The following is a 25,191-nucleotide window of genomic DNA, read 5'->3' on the forward strand; positions in this document are numbered from 1 at the left end:
GGATCACCCTGGACGTGCTGACCGCCTACCCGCTGATCCTGATGGACCAGGACACCAGCGTTCGTGAGAGCGTCGATCCCGCCCGCTGACAGCGTGTCCTGTCAGGCCTTCGGCGCCGGATGGATCGGATCGACCCACAGTACGGTTTCCGGCTTCTCCACCGGCTCGATGTCGAGATTGATCGCGACCGCCTCACCATCGCTGCGCACCAGCACGCACTCCAGAACCTCGTCGGGGCTAGCATTGATCTCCTGATGCGGCACATAGGGCGGCACGAAGATGAAGTCCCCCGGGCCGGCCTCCGCCGTGAACTGCAGCTGCTCGCCCCAGCGCATGCGCGCCTTGCCCCGCACGACGTAGATGACGCTCTCGAGATGGCCATGATGGTGCGCGCCGGTCTTGGCGTCGGGGTGAATTGTCACCGTTCCGGCCCACAGCTTCTGCGCACCGACCCGGGCAAAATTGATGGCCGCTTTGCGGTCCATTCCAGCCGTCGACGGCACATTGGAATCGAGCTGATTCCCCGGAATCACCCGCACCCCGTCATGCTTCCAGCGGTCATGATCGCCATGGCCATGATCACCGTGGTCATGGTGATGATCATGAGAGTGGGGGTGATCGTGCGAACCGCTCATGGCCTGCCCTGTTCCGTTGGTCTGCTTCACATGGTCGACGGCGGCGCGTGACACGGGAACACGGGTTCCGCCGCAAACACGTCAACAGAACAGGAACCATTCGTCAACGGGACGGTTGAGAAGGCACCAATTCATTCCAGCATGGAGATCAACGATGGGAAGCACGATGGACAAGGCCAAGGGCATCGCCAACGAAGCCGCCGGCAAGGCCAAGCAACATATCGGCGAGGCGATCGACTCGCCGAAGCTGCAGGCCGAAGGCGCGATTCAGGAAGCGAAGGGCCATGCCCAGAAGGCGCTCGGCGACGCCAAGGCGGCGGCCAAGGATGCAGCCAACAAGGCGGCCGACTTTGCCAACCGCAAGCTCTGACCGCGGCAGCGTTTGATCCTGCTCACCACATGCGACGGGGCCGGCCTTCGGGCCGGTCCCGCCGTGCGTGCCTTCAGCTATTTGGCGCTGAGCAGATCGACCTTGGTGTTCGCGATACGCAACCGACCGGCAAGGAGAGCCGCGAGGTTGTGCATGATCTGCCGTCCGACCGCAGGATAGCGCTCGGTGAAGTGCTGAAACGCCTCGATCGGAATTTCGATCGAGGCTACTGCGCTATCGGCAACGACATCGGCGGCGCGCCGGTCACCCAGCAGCGCCATCTCGCCGACCACCATGCCGCCGGTGAGGACCGCCAGACGCACCCCGCTCGGCAGCCGCACGCTGACTTCGCCGCTCAGGAGCAGAAACAGCGACGTGCCGGGCTCGCCTGCGCGCATCAGCACATCGCCGGGCTGGAAATGGCGCTCGCCACCGAGTTCGGTCAGAGCGGCAATGCCGTCAGAAGAAACATCGGTCAGCAGCGCCTGCTCCGGCAGCGGCACCGACCCCGCTTGCGCGATACGGCCGCCATAACGATGGACGATCTGATCCTCCGCCCACTCGATCGCCTGGTCGAGCTCGGCAAACGTCCGCACGCTGGTCATTCCGTCCGTCCAGCGGCTGATGGCGTCCCAGGTCAGCGACTCCTGCCCCAGGCCCGACAGCACCGTGGTGACGCGCCGGCTCTCCAGCTCGCGCAGGCCGTCGGCCAGCAGCCGCGCCGCCGCGCTGGAGACATCGGCAACGCGCCGGAAATCGACGATCAGGATCTGCGGCAGGCCCTTGCCGATCATCTGGCGCGAAATGTAGTCCACGGTGACGAATGAGAGCGAACCGACCAGCTCGATGATGCGGACTGCATCGGGATGAGATTCAAGAATGCGGCGCTGCGCCGCCGGCCGGCTGCGGCGCGACGCGCCGCGGCCGATGTCGTAATCGGCCATCACGCTGGTGCGCGAGTTGCCGTTGCGGTTGAGCATGTGCAGGTCGAAATGGGTCGACAGCAGCTCGCACATCGCAATGCCGCGCACGCTGTTGCCATGCGCATCGAGGCGTGGCGAGAAGCTGCCGAAGCCGAACTGCGAGGGCAGCGCGGCGAGAATGCCGCCGCCGACCCCGCTCTTGGCGGGGATCCCGACACGATAGATCCATGCGCCGGCATAGTCGTACATGCCTGCCGTCGTCATCACTGACAGCGTGCGCGCCACCGCGTAGGGGGCGACCACCTGCTCGCCCGTGAACGGGTTGAGGCCGCGGTTGGCCAGCGTCGCGGCCATCACAGCGAGATCCCGCGCGGTGACCAGCATGGAGCACTGCCGGAAATAGACATCGAGTACGGCGCCGACGTCGCCACCGATCACCGCGGCATTGCGCAGCAGATAGCCGATGGCACGGTTGCGGTCGCCCGTGGCACGCTCCGAGGCGTAGACCGCCTCGTCGACACCGAGTTCGCGCCCCGCGAAACGTTCGAGCCCCCGCCGGATAAACGCGAAAGCGTCCGCGCCTTTCGCCGCCGCGATCAGCCCGGAGCAGGTGATCGCCCCGGCATTGACCATGGCGTTGAACGGCTTGTTGTCGGCGTTGAGACGAATCGAATTGAAAGCGTCGCCGCTCGGCTCGACGCCGATCACCGATTCGACGGATGCCGGCCCAAGGCTGTCGAGCGCCAGCGCGAACACGAAGGCCTTGGAGATCGACTGGATCGTGAACGGCACAGCGGTGTCGCCCACCTCATAGAGATGGCCATCGATGGTGGCGAGACTGACGCCAAAATGATCGGGATCGGCCTTGGACAGCTCCGGAATGTAGCAGGTGACCTCCCCACTCTGATCGCCGGCCAGGCGAGCGTGGCTGTCGCGCAGGAATTGCTGCAGCGGCGGGCGCACGGCTGGCGGATCGCCGAGCGGGGCTTGCGTCGTCATGGCTCGGGATCCTCCTGTCGCCTGGTGACCAGCCTCCGCGAGGAGGCTGGCGCCAAGCTGTCACGGTGTCGTTGCCACGGTCAATTGGCATTCCCGTGACCGGCGCACCGGCGCAGGTTTCACTTTAGAAGCCGTAGAGCTCCGCTGGCGTCGTCACCAGGATACGCTCGCGCACCGCCGCATCCGGCGCCCAGTCGAGCAGCAGGTCGAGGTTGTTGACGTCGTCGGGATAGCCGACGATGTGCGCCTGGGCATGCGGCCAGTTGCTGGCCCAGATCATGCGTTCCGGTGCATGACGAATCAGCGCGCGGGCGAGTGCGGCGACATCTTCGAAATGCGGCGCGCCGGTTCTGGAAAACTCATAGGCAGCCGCCAGCTTGACATAGCAGCGGCCGGTATCGAGCAGCCGCAGCAGCGCCTTGAAGCTGTCATGGTCGGGCGTCACCGGATCGATGAACTTGCCGATGTGATCGATGATGAAACGGCCCGGCAGGCGGCAGATCTGCGCCTCGTATTGCGGCAGGTCGCGGCCGTTGAGTTGCACCAGCGCATGCCAGCCGTGCTCGTGGGCGCGGCGCCCCATCTCGTCCATCTGGGGCCACGACAACGTGCCGCCGAGCAGGGACATGAAGCGGATGCCGCGGGCGCCCTCGCGGGTCAGCCGCGCCATCTCGTCGTCACTCACGCCGGGCTTGACCACGACGACGGCGCGCGCCGCCGGACCGATCTGCTTCACCGCCTCCATGGTACAGCGGTTGTCGTCGCCATAGGCGTTGGGCTGCACCACGACGACGCGCTCGATGCCGAGCCACGACATCAATTGCTTGTAGTCCGAGACACTCGCGTCCGCCGGCGACGGCGTCCCCGGCAGCGTCGGATAGCGGCTGTCGTAGATATGGATGTGGGTGTCGCACAGCCCCTTGGACTGGAGCTTGGGCGGACGTCCGGTCAGAGGGCGTTGCATGGGAGTCTCCCGGGAGAAGCGAGGTGCAGGTTCAATGAAGCTGGAAGCGGCGAAGAATCGCCGGATCGGGCGTAAATCCGAGGCCCGGCCCCGACGGCACGTCGAGCAGCCCGCCACGCGGCAGCGCGATCGCCGGATCGAGCCAGGCCTCCGGCGTCACGTAGAGGAACTCGAACAAGCCGGGATCGTCCTGCAGCGCCGCAAGCTGCAGCGTCGCCGCATAGCCCGGCCCGAAATACGGCGAATGTGGCATCGGCGTCTTGCCCGCCGCACGCACCAGCGCCACCACCTTCAGGAATTCGGTGACGCCGCCGACCTTGGTGACGCTCGGCTGCGGATAGGTCACGGCCTCGGTCAGCCGCGCGAACTCGATCGCGGTGCAGGCGTTCTCGCCCGCCGAGAGCGGCACGCCAAAGCGCTGCAGGCGGGCGATCGCGGCAAAGTCCTCCGGCGGAAAAATCGGCTCCTCGACCCAGTGGAGATCGAGCGCCTTGAGCCGCGGCAGGATGGCCTCGGCCTCCGACACGCTCCAGCTGCAGTTGACATCGGTCATCAGCTTGACGTCGGGGCCGACCGCGTCACGTGCGGCCGCGATCGGGTCATGGGCAATCTCGTGCAGCTTGACCTCGCGATACCCCTCGGCGACGGCGCGGCTCGCAATCTCGCGCGCAAGCCGCCCCTCGCCGTAACGCACCAGGCTGGCATAGGCCGGCACCCGGTCGCGCCGCCGGCCGCCAATCAGGTCGGCCAGCGACTTGCCCTGCTGGCGCGCGGCAAGGTCCCACAGCGCCATGTCGAGGCCGGAGATGGCGAAGATACCGATGCCGTAGCGACCGAAAATATGCAGCTTGAACTGCAGTTCGGCGTTGAGATCGGCGATGTTGGTGACCTGCCGGCCCTGCACCAGCGGGAACACCATGTCCTGCACCGCCGTCCACACCGGCCGCAGGCAGCTGTAGGCGAAACATTCGCCCCAGCCGACGACGCCGTCGCTGCTCTCGGCCCGCACCAGCACCATGTCGAAATCGCGCCAGCCCTGCGGCGTGGCGCGCGGACCGCTGATGAAGTCGCCGAACGGGATGCGCAGTGCATAGGCATCCAGCCGGGCAATGGTGAATGGCGCATGCTGCATGGCCGCCCCCGTCCGCCCGTTCAGGCGCTGGTGATCTTCGTCAGATCGCCGGTGAATTCGCCAGTGCAGAACGGGCCGCCCTGGAAGGCATCGCCGACAGGATCGGTCTTCGGACCAGCAGCCGCGAGAATGGCGGCGGCATAGTCCTCGGAACGCCCCGTCGGCTTGTAGCCGAGCGCGACGGCGCGGCTGTTGTCCCACCAAGCCCGCTTGTTGTCGGACATGCCGTAGACGACTTCATAGACCAGCCCCTCGCGCTCGAGGCCGATGCGGATCAGCGACACGAGATCCTCGGTCTTCAGCCAGATCGCGAGCCGGCGCTCGTCGAGCGGCTCCTCGCCGACATTGCCGATACGGATCGACAGCACGCCGATGCCGTGCTTATAGGCATACAGCGCACCGAGCGCCTCACCGAACGCCTTGCTGACGCCATAGCGGGTGTCAGGCTTGATGATGGCCTCGGTGTCGATGGTCTCGCTGCGCGGATGGAAACCCATCACATGGTTCGACGACGCGAACACCACGCGTTTGACGCCCGCAAGACGCGCGGCCTCGAACAGGTTGTAGGTGCCAATGATGTTGGCGTTGAGGATGGTCTCCCATGGCCCCTCGACCGAAAACCCGCCGAGATGGATGATGCCGTCGATCCCTTCGACGGCCTTTTTCACCTGATCGAGATCGGCAAGGTCGGCGGCGATGAATGTCTCGCTCGCGGACAGGTCGTCGGGATGCTTGAGGTCGCTGAGCACGAGATCCGGATAGATCGCCGGCAGCAGTTTGCGCAGGCGCGCCCCGACCCCGCCGGCCGCGCCGGTCAACAGAATACGCATGGGTGTTTCCTCTTGTGACTGATCCGGAAATGATGGGTCTCGCCGTCAGCCCGTCTCGTTCGCCGAGGCGAGCTGACGATACCGCTCGCGCGAATTCAAGAGGTGCTTGCGCATGGCATCCCGCGCCTTTTTCGGGGACCGCGCCTCGATGGCATTGATGATCGCTTCGTGCTCGGCCTCGATACGCCGCAGATAGCTGCGCATGTCGTCCGGCTCGCCCTCGAACGAGCGAATGCTCTGGCGCGGAATGATCAGCCGGCCGAGATATTCCAGGAACTCGACAAAGCGGTTGTTCTGCGTCGCCACGGCGATGGCGCGATGAAAGGCAAGGTCTTCGTGGATGCCGCGGTCGCCGCGGGCGATCACACGCCCGAGCTCGTCATGAGCGGCACGGATGTCCTCGAGCTGCTGTGCGGTCGCGCGCTCGCTGGCGATCGCAGCGGCTTCCGCCTCCACCGCCATGCGCAGTTCCAGCACCTCGATCACCCCGGTCAGGGATCCCAGGCCATCGGGATCGATCACGTAGGGCTGGCGGCTGGGGTCGGGATTGACGAACGCCCCCGCGCCTTGCCGCGTCACCACCAGACCGCGCGCGCGCAGCGCAGCAACCGCCTCGCGAATGACGGTGCGGCTGACGCCCATCGCCGTCATCATCTCCTGCTCGGACGGCAGCTTCTCGCCGCCCTTGAGCTTGCCGGAGGTGATCTCCTCGGCAAGGCGGTTGCAAACCTCGGCACTGAGGCTGCGCGTCGGCTGCACCGGCCGCAGCAGCGTATCGGCGCCGCGCGTAGCGGAGGTCGAGGACGGAGGGCTTGACGGTTCTTGTCTGGTCATCGTACAAGTTGGATAACATAGGCCGACGTCACGGGCAACAGCGTTGCGCGCCCCGCGCAATCTCCGACGTGACGGCCACGCGCACAGAACAGGTCAGACCATGACCGCACGCCAACGCAAGGGAGAGAACAAGCCATGAAACGCCGCGATTTCATCAAACTTGGTGCAGGCCTTGGCGCCGCCAGCCTCGGCATCGGTTCGGGCCTCACGTCCTCACATGCCCAGAGCAAGATGGCCTTCAAGGCGTCCGACGTGCATCCGGCCGGCTATCCGACGGTGGCCGCGACCGAAGCCCTCGGCAAGAAGCTGGAAGCCGCCACCAACGGCCGCCTGTCCGTGCAGATGTTCGCGTCGATGACGCTCGGCGGCGAGAAGGAAACCATCGAGCAGACCCAGCTCGGCGCCATCCAGATGGTGCGTGTCAGCGTCGGCGCGCTCGGCCCCGTGGTCGACGACCTCAACGTGCTCAACATTCCGTTCCTGTGCCGCAACACCGCGCACATGCAGAAGGTTCTCGACGGCGCTATCGGGCAGGAGTTGCTCGACAAGGTCACCAACAACGCCAACGCCAACCTCGTCGGCCTGTGCTGGATGGATGCAGGCGCGCGCAGCTTCTACAATACCAAGCACCCGATCAAGACGCTCGCCGACATGCACGGCCTCAAGTTCCGCGTCATCGGCAACCCGATGTTCGTGGACATGGCCAACGCCCTCGGCGGCAACGGTGTCGCGATGGGCTACGACCAGGTGTTCAACTCGCTGCAGACTGGTGTGATCGATGGCGCGGAAAACAACCCGCCGAGCTACGTGTTCGACAACCACTACACGGTCGCCAGGTATTACACCCTCACCGAGCACCTGATCGTGCCGGAGATGCTGGTGTTCTCCAAGCGGGTCTGGACCTCGCTGTCGAAGGACGACCAGGACCTGATCAGGAAATTCGCGCGCGAGGCCCAGGCCGAGGAACGCGTGCTCTGGAACAAGTACGAGCAGCAGGCGATGGACAAGGCCAAGGCCGCCGGCTGTCAGATCATCGAGATCACCGACAAGAAGCCGTTCCAGGACGCGGTCAAGCCGGTGTGGGACAAGTACGGTCCGAAATACGCCGAGATGATCAAGCGCATCCAGGCCGAATAGTCCGGGCGGGCGCCGCCCGCTCCACCACCGATCCCGATTCCGAAGCCGGCCGGGCAGCTGCCCGGCGCGGCAGGGAGATGCATGATGGCCCACCTGTTTCGACGGGCGATGGACTGCCTCTACTACGCATGCGTGCTGGTCGGCTGCACCGCGATGGTGATGATCTCAGCGGTGATCCCCTGGGCGGTGTTCACCCGCTACGTGCTCAACAGCGCGGCTTCATGGCCCGAAGCCACTGCCGTGCTGCTGACCATCGTGCTGACATTTATCGGTGCCGCGGCGGGTTACCGCTTTCACGTCCACATGAACCTGTCGTTCTTCGCCGACATGCTGCCGCCCCGGCTGCGCGTGCTCGCCGATCTGCTCGTGCAGCTGCTGATGGCCGGCATCGCGGTGTTCATGACGGTGTGGGGCGCCCGCCTCGTCGAGGTGACGTGGCACAACACCATTCCCGATTTCCCCACGCTGTCCGTGGGCGTCACTTACCTGCCAATCCCGATCGGCGGCGCCTGCCTGCTGCTGTTCATCATCGAGCGCCTGCTGATCGGCACGCCGCCGGATCCCGTCGCGCATGATGACGGTCACGTTTCGGCGCACTGACAGGACATTTGCCGTCATGGATATCTTCGTTCTCCTCGCCACCATGATCTTCTGCTTCCTGATCGGCATGCCGATCGCCTACGCGCTCGCCACTGCGGCGATCGTCGGCGCGATCTCGCTCGGCATCCCGCTCGAAGCCGTCATGCTCAAGATCTCCGACGGCGTCAGCAAGGTCGCAATGCTGACCATTCCGTTCTTCGTGCTGGCCGGCGCCATCATGGCGGAAGGCGGCATGGCCAAGCGTCTCGTCGCCTTCGCCAACGTGCTCGTCGGCTACACCCGGCTGCGCGGCGGCTTGTCCATCGTCAACGTGGTCGCCACCACCTTCCTCAGCGGCATCTCCGGCTCCGCGGTCGCCGACACCTCGGCGATCGGTTCGGTGATGATCCCGCAGATGGAGAAGACCGGCTATCCCCGGGTGTTCGCCACCAACCTCACCATCACCTCCTCGGTGCAGGCCCTGCTGGTACCGCCGAGCCATAACGCCGTGCTCTACTCACTGGCCACCGGTGGCACCATCTCGATCTCGGCGCTGTTCATGGCCGGCGTGTTCCCTGGCCTGCTGCTCGGCTTCTCGCTGATTATCCTCTGCCTGGTGATCGCCTATCGCGACAACCATCCGCGGGGTGAGGTCGTCGAGATCAAGGACGCCTTCAGGGTAACGGTCGACGCGGCGTGGGGCCTGATCACGCTGGTGATCATTCTCGGCGGTATCCTCGGCGGCGTGTTCACCGCCATCGAGGCCGGCGCCGTCGCCTGTCTGTGGGCGTTCTTCGTCACGATGTTCATCTACCGCGACTATTGCTGGAAGGATCTTCCGGTGCTGCTGCACCGGACGCTGCGCACGGTGGCCATGGTGATGACCCTGATCGCCTGCGCCTCCAGCGTCGGCTACGTCATGGCCCTCAACCAGATGCCGGCGAAGATCACGGCGTTCTTCCTGTCGATCTCCAGCAACAAGTACGTCATTCTGTTCCTGATCAACATCCTGCTGCTGGTGCTGGGAACGCTGGTCGACATGGCGCCGTCGATCCTGATCGCAACCCCGATCCTGCTGCCGGTGATGGTGAACTTCGGCGTCGACCCCGTACACTTCGGCATGATCATGATGCTCAACCTCGGCATCGGCCTTTGCCACCCACCGGTCGGCTCGATCCTGTTCGTCGGCTGCGCGGTGGGCAAAGTCAGTATCGAGCAGGTGATGCGCAAGATCTGGCCATTTTACGGTGTGATGTTCGCGGTGCTGATGCTGGTGACCTACCTGCCGGAGCTGTCGCTGTGGCTACCGCGAATGGTGCTGAAGTGACGACAATCGCGATGACGACAAGGACGATCCGCGCATGAGCAAGATGACCCCGAACGAAATGGCCCACCGGATCGGCGACGGACTGCTGTCCTTTCCCGTGACTCCGTTCCGCGCGGATCATTCGTTCGATGAAGCACAGTACCGTGCCAACATGGACTGGCTGTGCAGCCATGAAGTCGCCGGCCTGTTCGCCGCCGGCGGCACCGGCGAGTTCTTCTCGCTGACGCCGGCGGAAGTCGCGCGCGTCGTCACGGTCGCGGTCGACGAAACGCGCGGCCGCGTGCCGGTGCTCGCCGGAGCAGGCTACGGCACGGCGATTGCCACGGAGATGGCGGCTGCTGCCGAGCGTGCCGGCGCCGACGGCATCCTGCTGCTGCCGCCCTACCTCACGCACGCCGAGCAGGACGGCCTCGCGGCCCACATCGCGGCAGTGTGCGCCGCAACGAAACTCGGCGTCATCGTCTACAATCGCGACAACGCGATCGTGAATGAGCACACGCTGGCACAGCTGTGCGAGCGCTGCCCGAATCTCGTCGGTTACAAGGACGGCATCGGCGATATCGAGCTGATGACCCGCGTCCAGATCAAGCTTGGCGACCGCCTGACTTATATCGGCGGGCTGCCGACTGCGGAGACCTTTGCGCTGCCCTATCTCGACATGGGCGTGACGACCTACTCGTCAGCCGTGTTTAACTTCGTGCCCGGCTTCGCGACCCGCTTCTATGCCGCGGTGCGCCGCAACGATCGGGCGACCATCCAGGCGGGCCTGCGCGACTTCATCCTGCCGTTGGTCGCGATCCGCAACCGCAAGAAGGGTTATGCTGTCTCGATCATCAAGGCAGGCATGCGGGTGATCGGCCGTAATTCCGGGCCGGTGCGCCCGCCACTCACCGACCTCGACGCCAGCGAGATGGCCGAGTTAACCGCACTGGTCGAACGCCTGCCCAGTTGAACCGGAACGCCGCCATGACCACACCAGCCACCATCGTCACCGGATCGCCCATCGTCCGCGACATGAAGGTCATCCCCGTCGCCGGGCACGACGGCATGCTGCTGAACCTGAGCGGCGCCCATGCGCCGTTCTTCACCCGCAACCTCGTGATCCTGACCGACAGCGCCGGACACAGCGGCGTCGGCGAGGTGCCCGGCGGCGAAACGATCCGCCAGACACTCGAGGACGCACGCGACATCGTCGTCGGCCAGCCGATCGGGCGTTTCAACGCCGTGCTCAACACGATGCGCCAGCGCTTCGCCGACCGCGATGCCGGCGGCCGCGGGCTGCAGACCTTCGACCTGCGGATCGCCATCCACGCGGTCACCGCGGTGGAAGCCGCCCTGCTCGACCTGCTCGGCCAGCACCTCGGCGTGCCGGTTGCAGCGCTGCTCGGCGAAGGCCAGCAGCGCGACAAGGTCGCCATGCTCGGCTACCTGTTCTATGTCGGCGACCGCCGCAAGACCAACCTGCCCTATCGCGAGGAGCCCGGCGCGGCCGACGACTGGGGGCGGCTGCGCCACGAGGAAGCCGTCACGCCCGACGCGGTCGTCCGCCTCGCCGAGGCCGCGTATGCGCGCTATGGCTTTCAGGACTTCAAGCTCAAGGGCGGCGTGTTCGCCGGCGAGGAAGAGATCGTCGCAATCCAGGCGTTGGCGAAGGCTTTTCCCCGGGCCCGGATCACGCTCGATCCCAACGGCGCGTGGTCGCTGGCGGAAGCGATCCGGCTGTGCAAGGGCATGCATGGTACGCTCGCCTATGCCGAAGATCCCTGCGGCGCAGAGGCCGGCTTTTCCGGCCGCGAAATCATGGCCGAATTCCGCCGCGCCACGGGCCTGCCCACCGCCACCAACATGATCGCCACCGACTGGCGGCAGATGACCCACGCGTTGGCGCTGCAGTCAGTCGACATCCCGCTCGCCGATCCGCATTTCTGGACCATGCAGGGCGCGGTGCGCGTCGCACAGACCTGCCGCGACCATGGCCTGACCTGGGGCTCGCACTCCAACAACCACTTCGACGTGTCGCTGGCGATGTTCACCCATGCCGCCGCCGCCGCGCCCGGTCAGATCACTGCCATCGACACCCACTGGATCTGGCAGGATGGCCAGCGGCTGACCAGGGAGCCCCTGCGCATCGTCGGCGGCGAGGTCGCGGTGCCCGAGCGGCCCGGCCTCGGCATTGAGATCGACATGGCGCAGGTCGAAGCAGCGCATGAACTCTACAAGCAGCATGGCCTCGGCGCCCGCGACGACGCCATCGCCATGCAGTTCCTCATCCCTGGCTGGCGCTTCGACAACAAGCGGCCGTGCATGGTGCGGTAGCGCAGCAATCTGAGGCACTTTCAGCGAAGCTCTCTCCTCATCCTGAGGAGCGGGCTTCGCCCGCGTCTCGAAGGATGAGAGCCCGTGCGCTGGCCTCATGGTTCGAGACGGCGCTGGCGCGCCTCCTCACCATGAGGAGGAACGCATCATGCATCGCCGGGCGATAGCCGCCGCACACGTTGCCCCCAAAACAATGACGGCCCGTGAGGGGGCACGGGCCGTCATCGGATCGACCTGCAGCAAATACGCTACTCTGCGGCCTGGCCGATCGGGTTGTGGGGCGTGCTGCCGAGCTCCGAGCCGTGCGGGATCTCGCCATGAAGCTTGAGCGGCTTGTTGCCGGTGGCGCGGCGCAGCAGCACATAGAACACCGGCGTCAGGAAGATGCCGAACGCGGTGACGCCGATCATGCCCGAGAACACCGCAACGCCCATCGCATGGCGCATCTCGGCGCCGGCGCCGGTCGACGTCACCAGCGGCACTACACCCATGATAAACGCCATCGACGTCATCAGGATGGGCCGCAGCCGCATGCGGCTCGCCTCGATGGCGGCAGCCACCGGCGTGCGCCCGGCGAACTCGAGCTCGCGGGCGAACTCGACGATCAGGATCGCGTTCTTCGCCGACAGGCCGACCAGCACGATGAGGCCGATCTGGGTGAAGACGTTGTTGTCGCCGTCGGATACCCAGACACCGAACATCGCCGCCATTAGTCCCATCGGCACGATCATGATGATGGAGAGCGGCAGCGTCAGGCTTTCGTACTGCGCCGCCAGCACCAGGAACACCAGCAGCAGCGCCAGCGGGAACACGATGACCGCCGAGTTGCCCGCCAGCACCTCCTGGTAGGTCAGCTCGGTCCACTCAAAGCCGACGCCCTTGGGCAGGGTCTCGTCGGCGATGCGCTGGATCGCCGCCTGCGCCTCGCCGGACGAATAGCCCTGCGCGGCGCCGCCGTTGATATCGGCGGTGAGGAAGCCGTTGTAGCGCATGGCGCGTTCAGGACCGGCACTGGACTTCACCCGCAGCAGCGTCGCGAGCGGGATCATGTCGCCGGACGCCGAGCGAACCTTGAGCTCGCCAATATCATCGGCACGCGAGCGGAACTTGGCGTCGGCCTGCACGCGCACCGTGTAGGTTCGCCCGAACTTGTTGAAGTCGTTCACGTAGAGCGAGCCAAGGTAGATCTGCAGGGTGTCGAACACGTCCGTCACTGGCACGCCGAGCTGCCGCGCGCGGGTACGGTCGATGTCGGCGTACAGCTGTGGCGTGTTGATCTGGTAGCTGGAGAACAGCCCCGCGATCTCCGGCGCCTGCGCCGCCTTGGCGAGAAACGACTTGGTGGCGTCGTTGAGCGCCTCGTAGCCGAGACCTGCCCGGTCCTCGATCTGCAGCTTGAAGCCGCCGATGGTGCCGAGGCCCTGGACCGGCGGCGGCGGGAACATGGCGATGAACGCCTCCTGGATGGTGGCGAACTTACCGTTCAGGCTCTTGGCGATCCCGCCGCCGCTCAGGGCCGGGCTGCGCCGCTCGTCAAACGGCTTCAACGACACGAACACGATGCCGGCGTTCGAGGAGTTGGTGAAGCCGTTGATCGACAGGCCCGGGAATGCGATCGCGCTTTCCACGCCCGGCTCCTTGAGCGCGATCTCGCTCATGCGGCGGATCACGTCCTCAGTGCGGTCGAGCGTCGCGCCATCCGGCAACTGGGCGAATCCGACCAGATACTGCTTGTCCTGGCCCGGCACGAAGCCGCCGGGCACCGACTTGAACAGCCCCCAGGTGACGCCGACGAGGGCGAGGTAGACGCCCATCATCACCGCCTTGCGCGAGATCACGCCCTTGACGCCACCGCTGTAGGCGTTGCCGAGCCAGCCAAAGGCGGCGTTGAAGCCGCGGAAGAACCAGCCGAGGGAACGGTCCATCAGCCGCGTCAGCACGTCCTTGGGTTCATCATGGCCCTTGAGCAACTGGGCCGCGAGCGCAGGCGACAGCGTCAGCGAGTTGATCGCCGAGATCACCGTCGAGATCGCGATGGTCAGCGCGAACTGGCGGTAGAACTGCCCGGTCAGGCCGGTGATGAACGCCAGCGGCACGAACACCGCCACCAGCACCAGCGCGATCGCGATGATCGGCCCCGACACTTCGCGCATCGCGCGGTAGGTCGCCTCGCGCGGCGACAGTCCCTCCTCGATGTTGCGCTCGACGTTCTCGACCACGACGATGGCGTCGTCGACGACGATGCCGATCGCCAGAACGAGGCCGAACAGGCTGAGCGCGTTGATTGAGAAGCCGAAGAGGTACATCACCGCGAAGGTGCCGATGATCGACACCGGCACGGCCAGCAGCGGGATGATCGAGGCACGCCAGGTCTGCAGGAACATGATCACCACCAGCACGACCAGCGCAACGGCCTCGAGCAGGGTGTGGATCACCGCCTCGATCGACGCCCGCACGAACTGCGTCGGATCGTAGACGATCTTGTAGTCGACCCCTTCCGGCATGTTCTTCTGGAGCTCGGCCATGGTCTTGCGGACCTCGTCCGAGATCTGGATGGCGTTCGAGCCGGGCGCCTGGAAGATCGGGATCGCGACCGCCGACTTGTTGTCGAGCAGCGAGCGCAGCGCATATTCCGAGGCGCCGAGCTCGATCCGGGCGATGTCGCGCAGCCGCGTGACCTCACCGTTGGCGCCGCCCTTGACGATGATGTCACCGAACTCCTGCTCGGTCTGCAGGCGACCTTGCGCGTTCACAGGCAACTGGAAATCGATGCTTGGCAGGCCCGGCGATGCGCCGACCACACCAGCCGCCGCCTGGACGTTCTGGGCGCGGATCTCGCGCACCACGTCGCTGGCCGAGAGGCCGTGCTCGGCGACCTTCTGCGGATCGAGCCAGATACGCATGGAATAGTCGCCGGAGCCGAACAGCTGCACCTGGCCGACGCCGTTGATGCGCGCAAGACGATCCTTGACGTTCAGCACGGCGTAATTGCGCAAGTACGTCATGTCGTAGCGGTCGTTCGGCGACAGCAGATGAACCACCATCGTCAGATCCGGCGCGCTCTTGATGGTGGTGATGCCGAGGCGACGGACATCCTCCGGCAATCGGGGCTCTGCCTGCGAGACGCGGTTCTGCACGAGTTGTTGCGCCTTGTCCGGATCGGTGCCGAGCTTGAAGGTCACCGTCAGGGTCATCAGGCCATCGGTCGTGGCCTGGCTGCTCATGTAGAGCATGCCCTCGACACCGTTGATCTGCTCCTCGATCGGCGTCGACACCGTTTCGGCGATGACCTTGGGATTGGCGCCGGGATACTGCGCCCGCACCACGACCGATGGCGGCGCGACTTCCGGATATTCGGAAATCGGCATCACCCGCAGCGACAGCAGGCCGGCAAGGAAGATGAGGATGGACAACACGCCGGCAAAAATCGGCCGGTCGATGAAAAATCGGGAAATATTCATGGCTCGCCCCACGCAGCCGTGCTGCGGTTCGTGATCTCAGGCTCGACTTTTTTGAATTGAGTGCCGGCGCGCTTATCGCGCCGACACCCCCGCCGCGGCGTCCGCAGAGCGCTCACCCGATCCATCCATGGATACCTGGGTCGGCTCGACGACGCTGCCCGGCTTCACGCGCTGCAGTCCGTTGACCACGATGCGCTCGCCGGCCTTCAGCCCGCCAGCGACCATGCGCAGGCCTTCCGACGTTTCGCCCAGCTTGACCTCGCGGTAATTCGCCCTGTTATCCGGCCCGACGACCATGACGAACTTCTTGTCCTGGTCGGTGCCGATCGCCCGCTCGCTGATCACCAGCGCCTGTTGCGATTCGGCGTGGCCCATGCGGACGCGGGCGAACTGCCCCGGCATCAGCTTGCCATCGGCGTTGTCGAACACGGCCCGCACCCGCACGGTGCCGCTGCGGGCATCGACCTGGTTGTCGATGAGTTGCAAGTGTCCGGCGAACGGCGTGCCGTCGCTGAGCACGGTCCCCATCTGCACCGGAATGCGGTCCAGCGCCACGAGACCATTGGCGCCGGCGGGCTGCGACTTCAGCGCCCGCATCACCGCCCGCTCGTCGGCATTGAAGCTTGCGTAGATCGGATTGATCGACACCAGCGAGGTCAGCACTGGCGAGCCGGGGCCCGCCGCGACGAGGTTGCCGACCGTGACTTCGATCTTGCCGACACGGCCCGCGACCGGCGCCTTGACGCTGGTGTAGTCGAGGTTGAGCTGGGCGGAGGTCAGCGCGGCTTCCGCCGCCCGCAGATTCGCTTCCGCCTCGCGCTGGGCATTGAGACGCTGATCGAGATCCCGCTGGGAAATCGTGCGGGAATCCCACAGTTGCTGGCCGCGCTCGAGGTCGTTCCTGGTCATCGCGATGCGCGCCTGAATGGCGAGCACCTGAGCCTTGTTGCGCTCGACCTCCGCCGCGTAGGGCGCCGGATCGATGCTGAAGAGAAGATCGCCCTGCTTGACGAGCGCGCCCTCACGGAAGTGCACGGCCTCGATTACGCCGGCGACGCGCGGACGGACCTCGACCCGCTCGACCGCCTCGAGGCGGCCGGAGAACTCGTCCCAGGTCGGCGCGGCGCGCTGCTCGACGGTCGCGACGGAGACGGGCACGGCTGGCACCGGGGCTGCTCCGGGATTGTTGGCCTTCGCAGGGCTGTTCTGCAGTACGAACAGCACTCCTGCGCCGATCAGCGCGCCGGCGAACACGGTCCCCAAGGCGACGGCGCGGAAATGGGAGAAAAACGACATGACTTGCACCCCTGCAGTTCAGACTTCAACGAGTTGATGAGACGCGGACCGGCGCGGCGTCGCCGCGATGTCCGCAAAGAATTGCTTGAATTGGCCGCGCAGATCGGCGGTCCAGTCGCGTGGCGCGGCAACATCGCCACACAGCGACCCCGGCCACGCTGTGGGCGCAGACAGCACGTGCTCGCGCACAGCAACACCCGATTTGCGCAACCGGCCGGCATAGCTCAGGCTTTCGTCGCGCATCGGGTCGTCCTGGGCGGTCACCATTAGGGTCGACGGCAGGCCGACGAGGCGGCTCGACTGCGACGGCGCTGCATAGGGATGGGCTGCCTTGTCCGGCGACCCCAGATAATTCTGCCAGCCGTCCGACCACTTGCAGCCGGCCGGGCCGACATCCGCGCTGCGGATGGAGGTTGTGCCGAGACACGGATCGAGCATTGGCGACAGCAGGATCTGCCCGGCGAGCTCGGGTCCGCGCTGGTCGCGCGCCATCAGTGCCAGCGACGCAGCGAGATTGCCGCCCGCCTCCTCGCCGGCCACGAGCAGCCGCGACAGCCGGCCGGCCCAGTGGGCTCGTGTCCGCCGCAGCGTCCGCAGGCCGCCGAACAGCGCGCGCAGCGCATCCGGAAACCGATGCCCGGGCGCCAGCGGATAGTCGGCCGACACCACCACCGCGCCGGCTTCGGCCAGCAGCTCCGGGACGATGTCGCAGGTCTGCAGCGTCCCGCTGCAGAAAGCGCCCCCATGGAGATGAAAGACCAGCGGCGCCGACCGCGGGAGCGCGGAATCACGATAGACGCGAACAGGCAGATCGCCCGTTCCCGTCTCGATTGCGGTGTCCTTGCACTGGGTGGTCATCGTCGGCGTGCCCCCTTCGCACCCGCAGCCATTGCGGCGCGGAATCGATGCGGAGGTCGACCAGAGCTAATGAGCCTCATTCTGCGAATAAGTGCGCATCTTGTGATTTCATTGTTTCTACATATGAATAATCACTGGCTCACCGGGATGAGCCGGAACAAAATTTCCTTGCGCTGCACAAAAAAGAAACCAGATGTCGCAGGGGTCACTCGCAGCAGCACATCCGCGCCGTGGCACCCTTCGAAAGGCTTATTGATGGATCAGCTCGCCGCCATGCGCGCCTTCGTCCGGGTTGTCGAGGCCGGCACCTTTCGCCAGGCCGCGGAATCCATGCGCATCCCAAAACCCACCATCACCAAGCTGATCCAGGGCCTGGAGACCCATGTCAGCACCAAGCTGCTCAACCGCACCACCCGGCGGGTCACGGTGACCCCCGACGGCGCCGCCTACTATGAGCGCGTCGTCCGCCTGCTCGGCGAACTCGACGAGCTCGACGGCAGCATGGCGCTGTCCCAGGCCCACGCCAAGGGACGCCTGCGGGTCGACGTCGGCTCCTCGCTCGCCGTCCTCGTGATCATCCCCGCCCTGCCGGACTTCTACGCCCGTTATCCCGACATCCAGATCGACCTCGGCGTCACCGACCGCCCGGTCGATCTGATCGGCGAGAACGTCGACTGCGTGATCCGTGGCGGCACGCTGAGCGACCAGTCGCTGATCGCCCGGCGCATCTCGGAGATCACCTTCGCAACCTGCGCCGCACCGTCCTACATCGCGCGCCATGGCGAGCCGCGGCATCCCGCGGAGCTCAAGACGGGCCATCATGTCGTCAACTACTTCCATCCGCGTTCCGGGCGGATGTCGCCGCTCGACTTCACGGCCAACGGCGAGACCTTCGAAACTGCCGGACCGCACCGGATCGCGGTCAACGACAGCCTCGCCTATATTACGGCCGCGACCGCGGGCCTCGGCATTATCCAGGCGCCGATGTTCATGCTCCACAAGCACATCGAAGCAGGACGGCTGGTGCGCATCCTGAAGGACTGGACATCGGAGCCACTCAATATCCATGTCGTCTATCCGCCGAACCGGCACCTCAGCAACAAGCTGCGGGTGTTCGTCGACTGGATCGCCGACCTGTTCGCCCACCACGAGTTGCTGCAGATCCGGGCATGATGTCCGCCCGCGGCTTGCGCGAACGAACCTCACCGGGATGTCAGGCAGCGTCGACCAGCACGATCTCCGCGTCCGACAGCGCCGTGATCTTCACCACGTCCTCCTGACGGATGGCGGCACCGTCGCGCGCTTCGATGCGCACGCCGTTGACCTCGACCGCGCCCGACGACGGCACGAGATAGCCGTGGCGCTGCGTCCCGATCGCATAGGTCGCGGTCTCGCCGGCCTTGAGGGTGGCGCCGAGCACGCGGGCCTGAGAGCGGATCGGCAGCGCCTCGTCGTCGTCCGCAAACCCGCTCGCAAGGGTCACGAAGCGCCCGGAACGGTCGGCCTTCGGAAACGGCTTGGCACCCCAGGCGGGTTGCCCTCCCTGTTCCAACGGAACGATCCAGATCTGGAAGATCTTGGTCGTCGCCGGTTCGAGGTTGTACTCGGCATGGCGGATGCCCGATCCCGCGCTCATCACCTGGACGTCCCCGGCTTCGGTGCGTCCGGTGTTGCCGAGACTGTCGCGATGGGTAATGGCCCCTTCACGGACATAGGTGATGATTTCCATGTTAGCGTGGGGATGCGGCGGAAAGCCGGAGTTTGGCGCAATCTCGTCGTCGTTCCAGACCCGCAGCGAACCGATGCCGAGATTGGCCGGGTCATAGTGATCGCCGAAGGAAAAATGGTGCTTCGCCTTGAGCCAGCCGTGGTCGCCGCCGCCAAGCGCACCGAAGGGTTTGCGTTCGATCATTGGTATCGCTCCATATCATCGGCGTGATCACTCCGCCGCATGGCCACGATCACGTCGTTGTCGGTCATCGATGTAGATGCAGCACGCCGTCGATGAAATAGAAACGGGCGAAACTTATTGTTTCCCTTTTCTGCCCTTGCGGAGTGGGCCCATATTTCAGGTCGTTTCTCGGCCAGCGCTGCGCTTCACTTGCCGCAGCGCGCCCTTTGCTTTGCGAGTGCAGCAAAGCGCGCTGCAACGCGGCGACAGTGATGAAGCAAATTTGGGCGCGCCCATCGCGCGACGGACGTGGTATCGTTTAACGCCTCGTCGAGGCCAAAGAAGATCGCTCGATCAAACAAAAATTGCAGCCCGCGCGCTGTTGAGGAGTGAAACGATGGTTTTCAGACCCGCTCGTGCCTTTTCGGCTCTCGCACTTGTTTCGATGATCGTAATGGGCGGCGCTGTCAGCGCTGCAGAACTCAAGAGCTACAAATCCGGAACCAAGGAGTTCTGGACGCATCCGCCGGATGACTGGTTCCTCGGCGACGAGACCGAGGGGCAGAAGGGACTGGCACCGCCATCCGGTCCGCCGACCGGCGCCTCCGACAAGGAGCTCGCCGATCTCATCACCAAGATCAAGCTGCCGCCCGGATTCAAGATCGACGTCTATGCCAGTGGCGTGCTCGCCGCACGACAGATGGCATGGGGCGACAAGGGCACCCTGTTCGTCGGCTCGTTCGGCCTTGGCAACGTCTATGCGATCACCGACGAGGGCGGTAAGAAAACGGTCAAGACCATCCTCAAGGGCCTCAAGATGCCGACCGGCCTCGCGTTCAAGGACGGCGCACTCTACGTCATCGATATAGACAAGCTGATCCGTTACGACAACGCCGAAGCCAATCTCGACAAGATGCCCGAAGGCAAGGTGGTGTATGACGACATGCCGTCGTATCCCGCCCATGGCTGGAAGTACCTCGTCACCGACAAGGACGGCTGGTTCTACGTTCCGTTCGGACCGCCCTTCAACATCGGCATTCCGCCGACCAGCGTGTCGCAGATCCGCCGCGTCGATCCCAGGACCGGCAACGCGGAGATCGTCGCACTCGGCGTGCGCAACAGCGTCGGCGGCGACATCGATCCGCGCAGCGGCAAGTACTGGTTCACCGAGAACGCCCGCGACTGGCTCGGCGACGACAGTCCCAGCGACAAGCTCAACGTGATCAACAAGCACGGTGAGCACTTCGGCTACCCGTATTGCCACCAGGGCGACATCCCCGATCCGAAGTTTGCCATGGGCCATAAGTGTTCGGAGTTCTCGCCCCCCGCCTTCAATCTCGGCGATCATGTCGCGCCGCTGGGCATGAAGTTCTACACCGGCAGCCAGTTCCCGGCGAAGTACAAGAACGCCATATTCATCGCCGAGCATGGTTCGTGGAACCGGCACAAGTACCAGGGCGGCCGCATCGTTGTCGTCACCGCCGACGTCAACGGCAAGAACGCCAAGCAGGAAATCTTCGCCTCTGGGTGGATCAACGGCGACCAGAGCTATCTTGGTCGCCCCGACGACATCATCCTGGCGAAGGACGGCTCGATCCTGGTCGCGGACGACTGGGCGGGCGCGATCTATCGCATCAGCTACACCAAGTGATGTGACCTGACCCGAACGCCGCGGCTCTCACCGGGAGCCGCGGCGCTTTGCCGTCGTCATCAGGAACCGATCGCCATGCGTTTTCTCTCCTCATTTGCCTTCGCCGGCGTTGCCGCATGCCTCCTGCTATCCGGCATGCCCGCGCACGCCGCCGATACCGCTGCAATCCAGGACAAGCTCCAACTGTGCGAAAGCTGCCACAGCAAGGATGGCATCTCGGTGCTGCCGGAGATTCCGTCGATCGCTGGCCAGCCCGATCAATATCTGCAATGGCAGCTGGTGTTCTTCCGTGCCGGCACGCGCAAGAGCGATCAGATGTCGCCGGTCGCGGCCGACCTCAGCAACGAGGACATCCGTAATCTCGCCGGCTATTTCGCAGGCTTGCGCGCCCCGTCGGCGCCGCCCGCGGATGACAATCCGGCATTGTCGGAAGCCGGCGCGAAGATCGCGGCGCAGAACCGCTGCGCATCCTGCCACACCGATACCTTCGCCGGCACCAAGGCCGTCGCCCGGATCGCCGGCCAGCGCGAGGACTACCTGCTCAAGGCCCTCAAGGACTACAAGAGCGGTGTGCGTTCGGGCGGCGGCATGGCAGCCATGGCCGAGGTCGCCTATCCGCTGAACGAAGACCAGATCAAGGCACTGGCGCACTGGCTTGCGCATCTGAAGTGAGTACGCGGTGTCTGCGGACAGCGCCCCCTCGACGCATCGACACGCCCCAAACAGCGCCGCTGGAGCCAGCGTCAGCGGATCACGAGATCGTCCGCCGGGCGGCCCGGCTGTTCGATCCGCGGCGTCTGCCCGCCGCGCAGCACGGAATTGCCTTCATAGAGCGTGCGCTGGTCGATCGCCGCCGGCGTCAGCCAGTGCTCCTCGCGCATCTCGCCGTTGAGGCCATAGACAGCCAGCGCGTTGTCGTACACCACCTGGCGGATCGCCGCCGCGGCGACACCACGCTGCGCCATCAGGCGTGCAGTCTTGGCCACCGCCAGCGGATCGGACACGCCCCAGTCGCACGCAGAATTGACGATCAGCCGTTCGGGGCCGAAGCTCTCGACGATCGCCGCCATGCGCTCACTGCCCATCTTGGTGTTGGGATAGATCGAGAACGCGCACCAATAGCCGCGGTCGCGCACCTCGCGCACCGTCTCCTCGTTGTTGTGATCGATGACGCAGCGTTGCGGATCGAAGCCGTGTTCCTCGAGCACGTCCATGGTCCGCAGCGTACCGGCCCGCTTGTCGCGATGGGGCGTATGAATCATGATCGGCAGCTCGAACTCCTTGGCGAACTCGATCTGCGCGCGCAGCGCCTTGTCCTCCGCCGGGCTCTGCTCGTCGTAACCGAGCTCGCCCATGGCCACCACGCCTTCCTTGACCAGGAAGCGCGGCAAGGCATCGAGAACTTCCTCCGCCAACGCCTGGTTGTTGGCCTCCTTGGGATTGAGGCCGATGGTGCAGTAATGGCGGATGCCGAACTGGCCGGCGCGAAAGCGCTCGAAGCCCGAGATCTGGGCAAAATAGTCGATGAAGCTGCCGACATTGGTGCGGGGCTGCCCGAGCCAGAACGCCGGCTCCAGCACCGCGACCACCCCGGCCCGCGCCATCGCCTCATAATCGTCGGTCGAGCGCGAGATCATATGGGCGTGCGGATCGATGATCATGCCTCCATAACCTCCGCCGCCATCGACGGGCGCCCGGCCGGCGCCGTTGCCGGCACGCGCGGCGAGACGCTGGACGTCGTCGAGCAGGCGCGCCAGCTTGTCGGAGGTCAGCCGGCCATTGCAGCACGGACACGACAGCTCCGTGTCGCCGAGCATATCCTTCAGAGTCTGCGGATCACACGGCAGCGCGGCGAACGGAGATGGCGTGTCGGTCATTTGTCCAGCGTCCTGACGTAAGCGATGATGCGCAGCATATCGTCCTGTTTCATGCCACGTCGATGGAACGATTGCATCGCGCCGCTAGCGCCGCCATAGATGACCGAGAACATGCCGGGGTCGGTCAGCACCTGCTTGTAGACGACCTCCTTGCCGACCAGCGTCGGCCCCATCTTGCCGGTGCCATCGGCGCCGTGACAGATGATGCAGTTCGACGTGTAGAGCTTCTTGCCGGCCGCGACCGCATCGGCATCGCTGCGGTAGGGATTGACCCCGGTGTCCTTGAAACTCTTGAGCGCCGGCGTCTCGACCTCACCCGGCAGCAGCTCGAAGGTCATCGGCGAATTGTCCAGCGGGCTCTTGAAGTCGGAGCGGTCGTCGGCGCAGGCCGAGCGTACGCCCGCCAGCACGGTCAGGGCAAGCAAGAGAACGGGGAACTGGCGCACGGCATGACGCGGCAAACGGTATCCAGACGGCATCGGCAACATCCTGCGACTGTCGGTTGAAACGTCATCGCCCGCGAACTGCGCGGGCGATGAGATTTTCCTGGTGCGACGACTCAGCCGCCCTTTGCCTTGGCAACCTCGGCCCCGGTCGGCACCTTGTCCGCCGGCATCACGCGCCACAGGGCACCGACCGGATTGGCGTTGGGGCCCTTGTCGTCGGTGTAGAAGCAGTAGCAGTTCGTCGCCAGCACGAAGCCGTCGGCATCGACATTGCCGGCGGTGAACTGCAACTGGGTCTGCATGAACTCCTGCATCTGCCACTTGTTGGCACCGCCGTCCCAGGCCACGCCGAACAGCCGTCCTGAGCACCAGTCGCCGACCAGATAGGTCTTGGTCATGCCGGCATAGTTGGCAACACCGAGCCCCTGGGCCGAACAGCCCGTGCCCTGCGTCGCCTTCGGGCCGGTTTCGAACGGCTGATCATGCGGATACTCCGCCGCCGGCAGGGTACCCACGATGGGACACTTCTGGTCCGCCGAGAGCGCCGGATGACAGTAGGAGCCCTGGTTAAACTTCCAGCCGTAGTTCTCGCCGCCCTTCGACGACGCCGGCTGGTAGTTGATCTCCTCCCAGTGGTTCTGGCCGACATCGGCGATAAACAGGTCGCCCGACTTCTGGTCGAAGTGGAACATGTAGGGATTGCGCAGGCCGTAAGCCCAGATCTCCGGGCGCGACCCGATCTTGTTCTGGGCGAAGCCCTGCTCGTTGATACCGAACAGCGACATCAGCTGGGCCTTGTCAGCCTTGGCGAACGGATTGTCCTTGGGGATCGCATAGGGCGTATCGTCATCGGTATCGACATCGATACGCAGCAGCTTGCCCCACAGCACGCTGAGACTCTGGCCGGCGTTGAGCGGATCGCCTTCCCAGCCTGCGTCCCCCTTGCCGATGTAGAGCTTGCCGTCGGGCCCGAAGGTGATCATGCCGCCGTAGTGGTTGTAGTACGGCTGCGGAATGTTCATCAGGACCTTGACGGTCTTGGTGAGCTGTTCCGACGAGATCTGGTTCGGACTCTTCGGATCGACGGTGATGCGGGCAATAATCGATGCGCCATTGAACGGCAGCGACGCATAGTGGACGTAAACGTAGCCGTTATCCTTGAACTTCGGATGGAGCGCGATCGACCACAGGCCCTGCTCGACGAAACCGGTCTGCACGTCGGAGCCGAGCGGATTGAAGTTGGTGAGATCGAGGAACGGCTCTGCCTGGACCTTGCCGTCCTTGCCGACGATGCGCACGCGGCCCGCGCGCTCGACGACGAAGATCCGGCCCGAGCCGTCGTTGGCTGCGGTCACTCCGACCGGATCATGGAAACCATCAGCGACTTTGACGAGCGCCAATTTCTGGGCGCCCGGTACCTTGCCTCCTGGTTGTGCGACTTCCGGCGGCGATGCCGGAATCTGCTGGGCATGGCTTGCAGTCATGCCAGCGCACATCGCGGCCGCAAGGGCAGCGAGCGTAGCCTTCCTCATGATGACTGAACTCCGTTGTCGTTTCCCCGGCCTGCGTTCTTTCTTCGTGTGAGGCCAGAAGCGAATGCTATCGGCTTCTTGTGAAGCTGCAATGGAAATCGACCGCAACAGGCCAGCACGACTGTCGAATGCA

At 65.1% G+C, this 25,191-nt stretch carries 22 protein-coding genes; 9 read left to right on the forward strand and 13 right to left on the reverse strand.

From position 1 onward, the window contains the following. Positions 1-101 precede the first annotated feature (101 nt). Complete coding sequence (locus tag JQ639_RS10375; RefSeq protein WP_211966558.1) at positions 102-635, reverse strand: cupin domain-containing protein; 534 nt, start codon at positions 633-635, stop codon at positions 102-104. Positions 636-789: 154 nt separating this feature from the next. Here JQ639_RS10375 and JQ639_RS10380 point away from each other — a divergent pair, with 154 nt between their 5' ends. Then, positions 790-1,005 carry a CsbD family protein gene (locus JQ639_RS10380; protein WP_211966025.1) on the forward strand — a complete coding sequence of 72 codons (216 nt, stop codon included), beginning with the start codon at positions 790-792 and terminating at the stop codon, positions 1,003-1,005. Between the two features lie 77 nt (positions 1,006-1,082). On the opposite strand, the gene glsA is transcribed toward JQ639_RS10380, so the two are convergent. The 5 genes from glsA to JQ639_RS10405 form a co-directional block, all read right to left on the reverse strand. Then, complete coding sequence (gene glsA, locus JQ639_RS10385; protein WP_211966026.1) at positions 1,083-2,927, reverse strand: glutaminase A; 1,845 nt, start codon at positions 2,925-2,927, stop codon at positions 1,083-1,085. 124 nt (positions 2,928-3,051) lie between these two features. Next, entirely contained in the window at positions 3,052-3,891 is an 840-nt protein-coding gene (locus JQ639_RS10390; RefSeq protein WP_211966027.1) for an amidohydrolase family protein, read from the reverse strand. A 31-nt stretch (positions 3,892-3,922) separates the two neighbouring features. After that, positions 3,923-5,023: a mandelate racemase/muconate lactonizing enzyme family protein gene (locus JQ639_RS10395; protein ID WP_211966028.1), complete on the reverse strand. Its 1,101-nt coding sequence runs from the start codon at positions 5,021-5,023 to the stop codon at positions 3,923-3,925. Positions 5,024-5,043: 20 nt separating this feature from the next. Beyond that, on the reverse strand, positions 5,044-5,853 hold the full coding sequence (locus tag JQ639_RS10400) for an NAD-dependent epimerase/dehydratase family protein (RefSeq protein WP_211966029.1): 810 nt from the start codon (positions 5,851-5,853) through the stop codon (positions 5,044-5,046). A gap of 45 nt (positions 5,854-5,898) precedes the next feature. Continuing rightward, complete coding sequence (locus tag JQ639_RS10405; protein ID WP_211966030.1) at positions 5,899-6,687, reverse strand: FadR/GntR family transcriptional regulator; 789 nt, start codon at positions 6,685-6,687, stop codon at positions 5,899-5,901. A gap of 135 nt (positions 6,688-6,822) precedes the next feature. Here JQ639_RS10405 and JQ639_RS10410 point away from each other — a divergent pair, with 135 nt between their 5' ends. From JQ639_RS10410 to gudD, 5 genes are all read left to right on the forward strand, one after another. Beyond that, entirely contained in the window at positions 6,823-7,824 is a 1,002-nt protein-coding gene (locus tag JQ639_RS10410; RefSeq protein WP_211966031.1) for a TRAP transporter substrate-binding protein, read from the forward strand. Positions 7,825-7,908: 84 nt separating this feature from the next. Further along, entirely contained in the window at positions 7,909-8,424 is a 516-nt protein-coding gene (locus JQ639_RS10415) for a TRAP transporter small permease (RefSeq protein ID WP_211966032.1), read from the forward strand. Between the two features lie 16 nt (positions 8,425-8,440). After that, positions 8,441-9,730: a TRAP transporter large permease gene (locus JQ639_RS10420; RefSeq protein WP_211966033.1), complete on the forward strand. Its 1,290-nt coding sequence runs from the start codon at positions 8,441-8,443 to the stop codon at positions 9,728-9,730. A 34-nt stretch (positions 9,731-9,764) separates the two neighbouring features. Continuing rightward, a complete protein-coding gene (gene kdgD, locus JQ639_RS10425) occupies positions 9,765-10,682 on the forward strand; it encodes a 5-dehydro-4-deoxyglucarate dehydratase (RefSeq protein ID WP_211966034.1) in 918 nt (305 codons plus the stop codon). Between the two features lie 14 nt (positions 10,683-10,696). After that, positions 10,697-12,046 carry a glucarate dehydratase gene (gene gudD / locus JQ639_RS10430; protein WP_211966035.1) on the forward strand — a complete coding sequence of 450 codons (1,350 nt, stop codon included), beginning with the start codon at positions 10,697-10,699 and terminating at the stop codon, positions 12,044-12,046. A 248-nt stretch (positions 12,047-12,294) separates the two neighbouring features. On the opposite strand, the gene JQ639_RS10435 is transcribed toward gudD, so the two are convergent. From JQ639_RS10435 to JQ639_RS10445, 3 genes are all read right to left on the reverse strand, one after another. Then, entirely contained in the window at positions 12,295-15,507 is a 3,213-nt protein-coding gene (locus JQ639_RS10435; RefSeq protein WP_211966036.1) for an efflux RND transporter permease subunit, read from the reverse strand. A 72-nt stretch (positions 15,508-15,579) separates the two neighbouring features. Then, positions 15,580-16,803: an efflux RND transporter periplasmic adaptor subunit gene (locus JQ639_RS10440; protein ID WP_211966037.1), complete on the reverse strand. Its 1,224-nt coding sequence runs from the start codon at positions 16,801-16,803 to the stop codon at positions 15,580-15,582. 18 nt (positions 16,804-16,821) lie between these two features. Further along, positions 16,822-17,661, reverse strand: coding sequence for an alpha/beta hydrolase (locus JQ639_RS10445; RefSeq protein WP_211966038.1), 840 nt, complete (start codon positions 17,659-17,661; stop codon positions 16,822-16,824). A gap of 255 nt (positions 17,662-17,916) precedes the next feature. Here JQ639_RS10445 and JQ639_RS10450 point away from each other — a divergent pair, with 255 nt between their 5' ends. Then, complete coding sequence (locus tag JQ639_RS10450) at positions 17,917-18,834, forward strand: LysR family transcriptional regulator (protein ID WP_211966039.1); 918 nt, start codon at positions 17,917-17,919, stop codon at positions 18,832-18,834. A 40-nt stretch (positions 18,835-18,874) separates the two neighbouring features. Here JQ639_RS10450 and JQ639_RS10455 read toward each other — a convergent pair whose 3' ends face one another. Further along, positions 18,875-19,573 carry a pirin family protein gene (locus JQ639_RS10455; RefSeq protein WP_211966040.1) on the reverse strand — a complete coding sequence of 233 codons (699 nt, stop codon included), beginning with the start codon at positions 19,571-19,573 and terminating at the stop codon, positions 18,875-18,877. A gap of 424 nt (positions 19,574-19,997) precedes the next feature. Here JQ639_RS10455 and JQ639_RS10460 point away from each other — a divergent pair, with 424 nt between their 5' ends. Together JQ639_RS10460 and JQ639_RS10465 are read left to right on the forward strand one after the other, a co-directional pair. Then, positions 19,998-21,203 (forward strand): PQQ-dependent sugar dehydrogenase, encoded by a 1,206-nt coding sequence (locus tag JQ639_RS10460; protein ID WP_249123119.1) that lies wholly within the window; start codon positions 19,998-20,000, stop codon positions 21,201-21,203. 75 nt (positions 21,204-21,278) lie between these two features. Next, positions 21,279-21,875, forward strand: a complete 597-nt coding sequence (locus JQ639_RS10465) for a c-type cytochrome (protein WP_211966042.1) — start codon at positions 21,279-21,281, stop codon at positions 21,873-21,875. 71 nt (positions 21,876-21,946) lie between these two features. Here the strand turns inward: JQ639_RS10465 and JQ639_RS10470 are convergent, their stop codons facing one another. The 3 genes from JQ639_RS10470 to JQ639_RS10480 all read right to left on the reverse strand — a co-directional run bounded on the left by JQ639_RS10470 (position 21,947) and on the right by JQ639_RS10480 (position 25,058). After that, on the reverse strand, positions 21,947-23,080 hold the full coding sequence (locus JQ639_RS10470; protein ID WP_249123047.1) for a TatD family hydrolase: 1,134 nt from the start codon (positions 23,078-23,080) through the stop codon (positions 21,947-21,949). After that, entirely contained in the window at positions 23,077-23,559 is a 483-nt protein-coding gene (locus JQ639_RS10475) for a c-type cytochrome (protein ID WP_211966043.1), read from the reverse strand. Before JQ639_RS10475 ends, JQ639_RS10470 begins: the two co-directional genes overlap by 4 nt. 80 nt (positions 23,560-23,639) lie before the next feature. Further along, complete coding sequence (locus tag JQ639_RS10480) at positions 23,640-25,058, reverse strand: PQQ-dependent sugar dehydrogenase (RefSeq protein ID WP_211966044.1); 1,419 nt, start codon at positions 25,056-25,058, stop codon at positions 23,640-23,642. Between the last annotated feature and the right edge of the window lie 133 nt (positions 25,059-25,191).

Origin of the sequence: Bradyrhizobium sp. U87765 SZCCT0048, assembly GCF_018131225.1 — a bacterium.
In the GTDB taxonomy this organism is placed as follows: Bacteria; Pseudomonadota; Alphaproteobacteria; order Rhizobiales; family Xanthobacteraceae; genus Bradyrhizobium_A.

Bases quoted from the DNA above. Each gene is read 5' to 3' on its own strand.
- JQ639_RS10410 (WP_211966031.1), top strand. From the start codon at position 6,823: ATGAAACGCCGCGATTTCATCAAACTTGGTGCAGGCCTTGGCGCCGCC.
- JQ639_RS10420 (WP_211966033.1), top strand. From the start codon at position 8,441: ATGGATATCTTCGTTCTCCTCGCCACCATGATCTTCTGCTTCCTGATC.
- JQ639_RS10450 (WP_211966039.1), top strand. From the start codon at position 17,917: ATGGATCAGCTCGCCGCCATGCGCGCCTTCGTCCGGGTTGTCGAGGCC.
- JQ639_RS10480 (WP_211966044.1), bottom strand. From the start codon at position 25,058: ATGAGGAAGGCTACGCTCGCTGCCCTTGCGGCCGCGATGTGCGCTGGC.
- JQ639_RS10400 (WP_211966029.1), bottom strand. From the start codon at position 5,853: ATGCGTATTCTGTTGACCGGCGCGGCCGGCGGGGTCGGGGCGCGCCTG.
- JQ639_RS10465 (WP_211966042.1), top strand. From the start codon at position 21,279: ATGCGTTTTCTCTCCTCATTTGCCTTCGCCGGCGTTGCCGCATGCCTC.
- JQ639_RS10415 (WP_211966032.1), top strand. From the start codon at position 7,909: ATGGCCCACCTGTTTCGACGGGCGATGGACTGCCTCTACTACGCATGC.
- JQ639_RS10475 (WP_211966043.1), bottom strand. From the start codon at position 23,559: ATGCCGTCTGGATACCGTTTGCCGCGTCATGCCGTGCGCCAGTTCCCC.
- JQ639_RS10435 (WP_211966036.1), bottom strand. From the start codon at position 15,507: ATGAATATTTCCCGATTTTTCATCGACCGGCCGATTTTTGCCGGCGTG.
- gudD (WP_211966035.1), top strand. From the start codon at position 10,697: ATGACCACACCAGCCACCATCGTCACCGGATCGCCCATCGTCCGCGAC.
- JQ639_RS10390 (WP_211966027.1), bottom strand. From the start codon at position 3,891: ATGCAACGCCCTCTGACCGGACGTCCGCCCAAGCTCCAGTCCAAGGGG.
- JQ639_RS10375 (WP_211966558.1), bottom strand. From the start codon at position 635: ATGAGCGGTTCGCACGATCACCCCCACTCTCATGATCATCACCATGAC.
- glsA (WP_211966026.1), bottom strand. From the start codon at position 2,927: ATGACGACGCAAGCCCCGCTCGGCGATCCGCCAGCCGTGCGCCCGCCG.
- JQ639_RS10460 (WP_249123119.1), top strand. From the start codon at position 19,998: ATGATCGTAATGGGCGGCGCTGTCAGCGCTGCAGAACTCAAGAGCTAC.
- JQ639_RS10405 (WP_211966030.1), bottom strand. From the start codon at position 6,687: ATGACCAGACAAGAACCGTCAAGCCCTCCGTCCTCGACCTCCGCTACG.
- JQ639_RS10395 (WP_211966028.1), bottom strand. From the start codon at position 5,023: ATGCAGCATGCGCCATTCACCATTGCCCGGCTGGATGCCTATGCACTG.
- JQ639_RS10380 (WP_211966025.1), top strand. From the start codon at position 790: ATGGGAAGCACGATGGACAAGGCCAAGGGCATCGCCAACGAAGCCGCC.
- kdgD (WP_211966034.1), top strand. From the start codon at position 9,765: ATGAGCAAGATGACCCCGAACGAAATGGCCCACCGGATCGGCGACGGA.
- JQ639_RS10445 (WP_211966038.1), bottom strand. From the start codon at position 17,661: ATGACCACCCAGTGCAAGGACACCGCAATCGAGACGGGAACGGGCGAT.
- JQ639_RS10470 (WP_249123047.1), bottom strand. From the start codon at position 23,080: ATGACCGACACGCCATCTCCGTTCGCCGCGCTGCCGTGTGATCCGCAG.
- JQ639_RS10440 (WP_211966037.1), bottom strand. From the start codon at position 16,803: ATGTCGTTTTTCTCCCATTTCCGCGCCGTCGCCTTGGGGACCGTGTTC.
- JQ639_RS10455 (WP_211966040.1), bottom strand. From the start codon at position 19,573: ATGATCGAACGCAAACCCTTCGGTGCGCTTGGCGGCGGCGACCACGGC.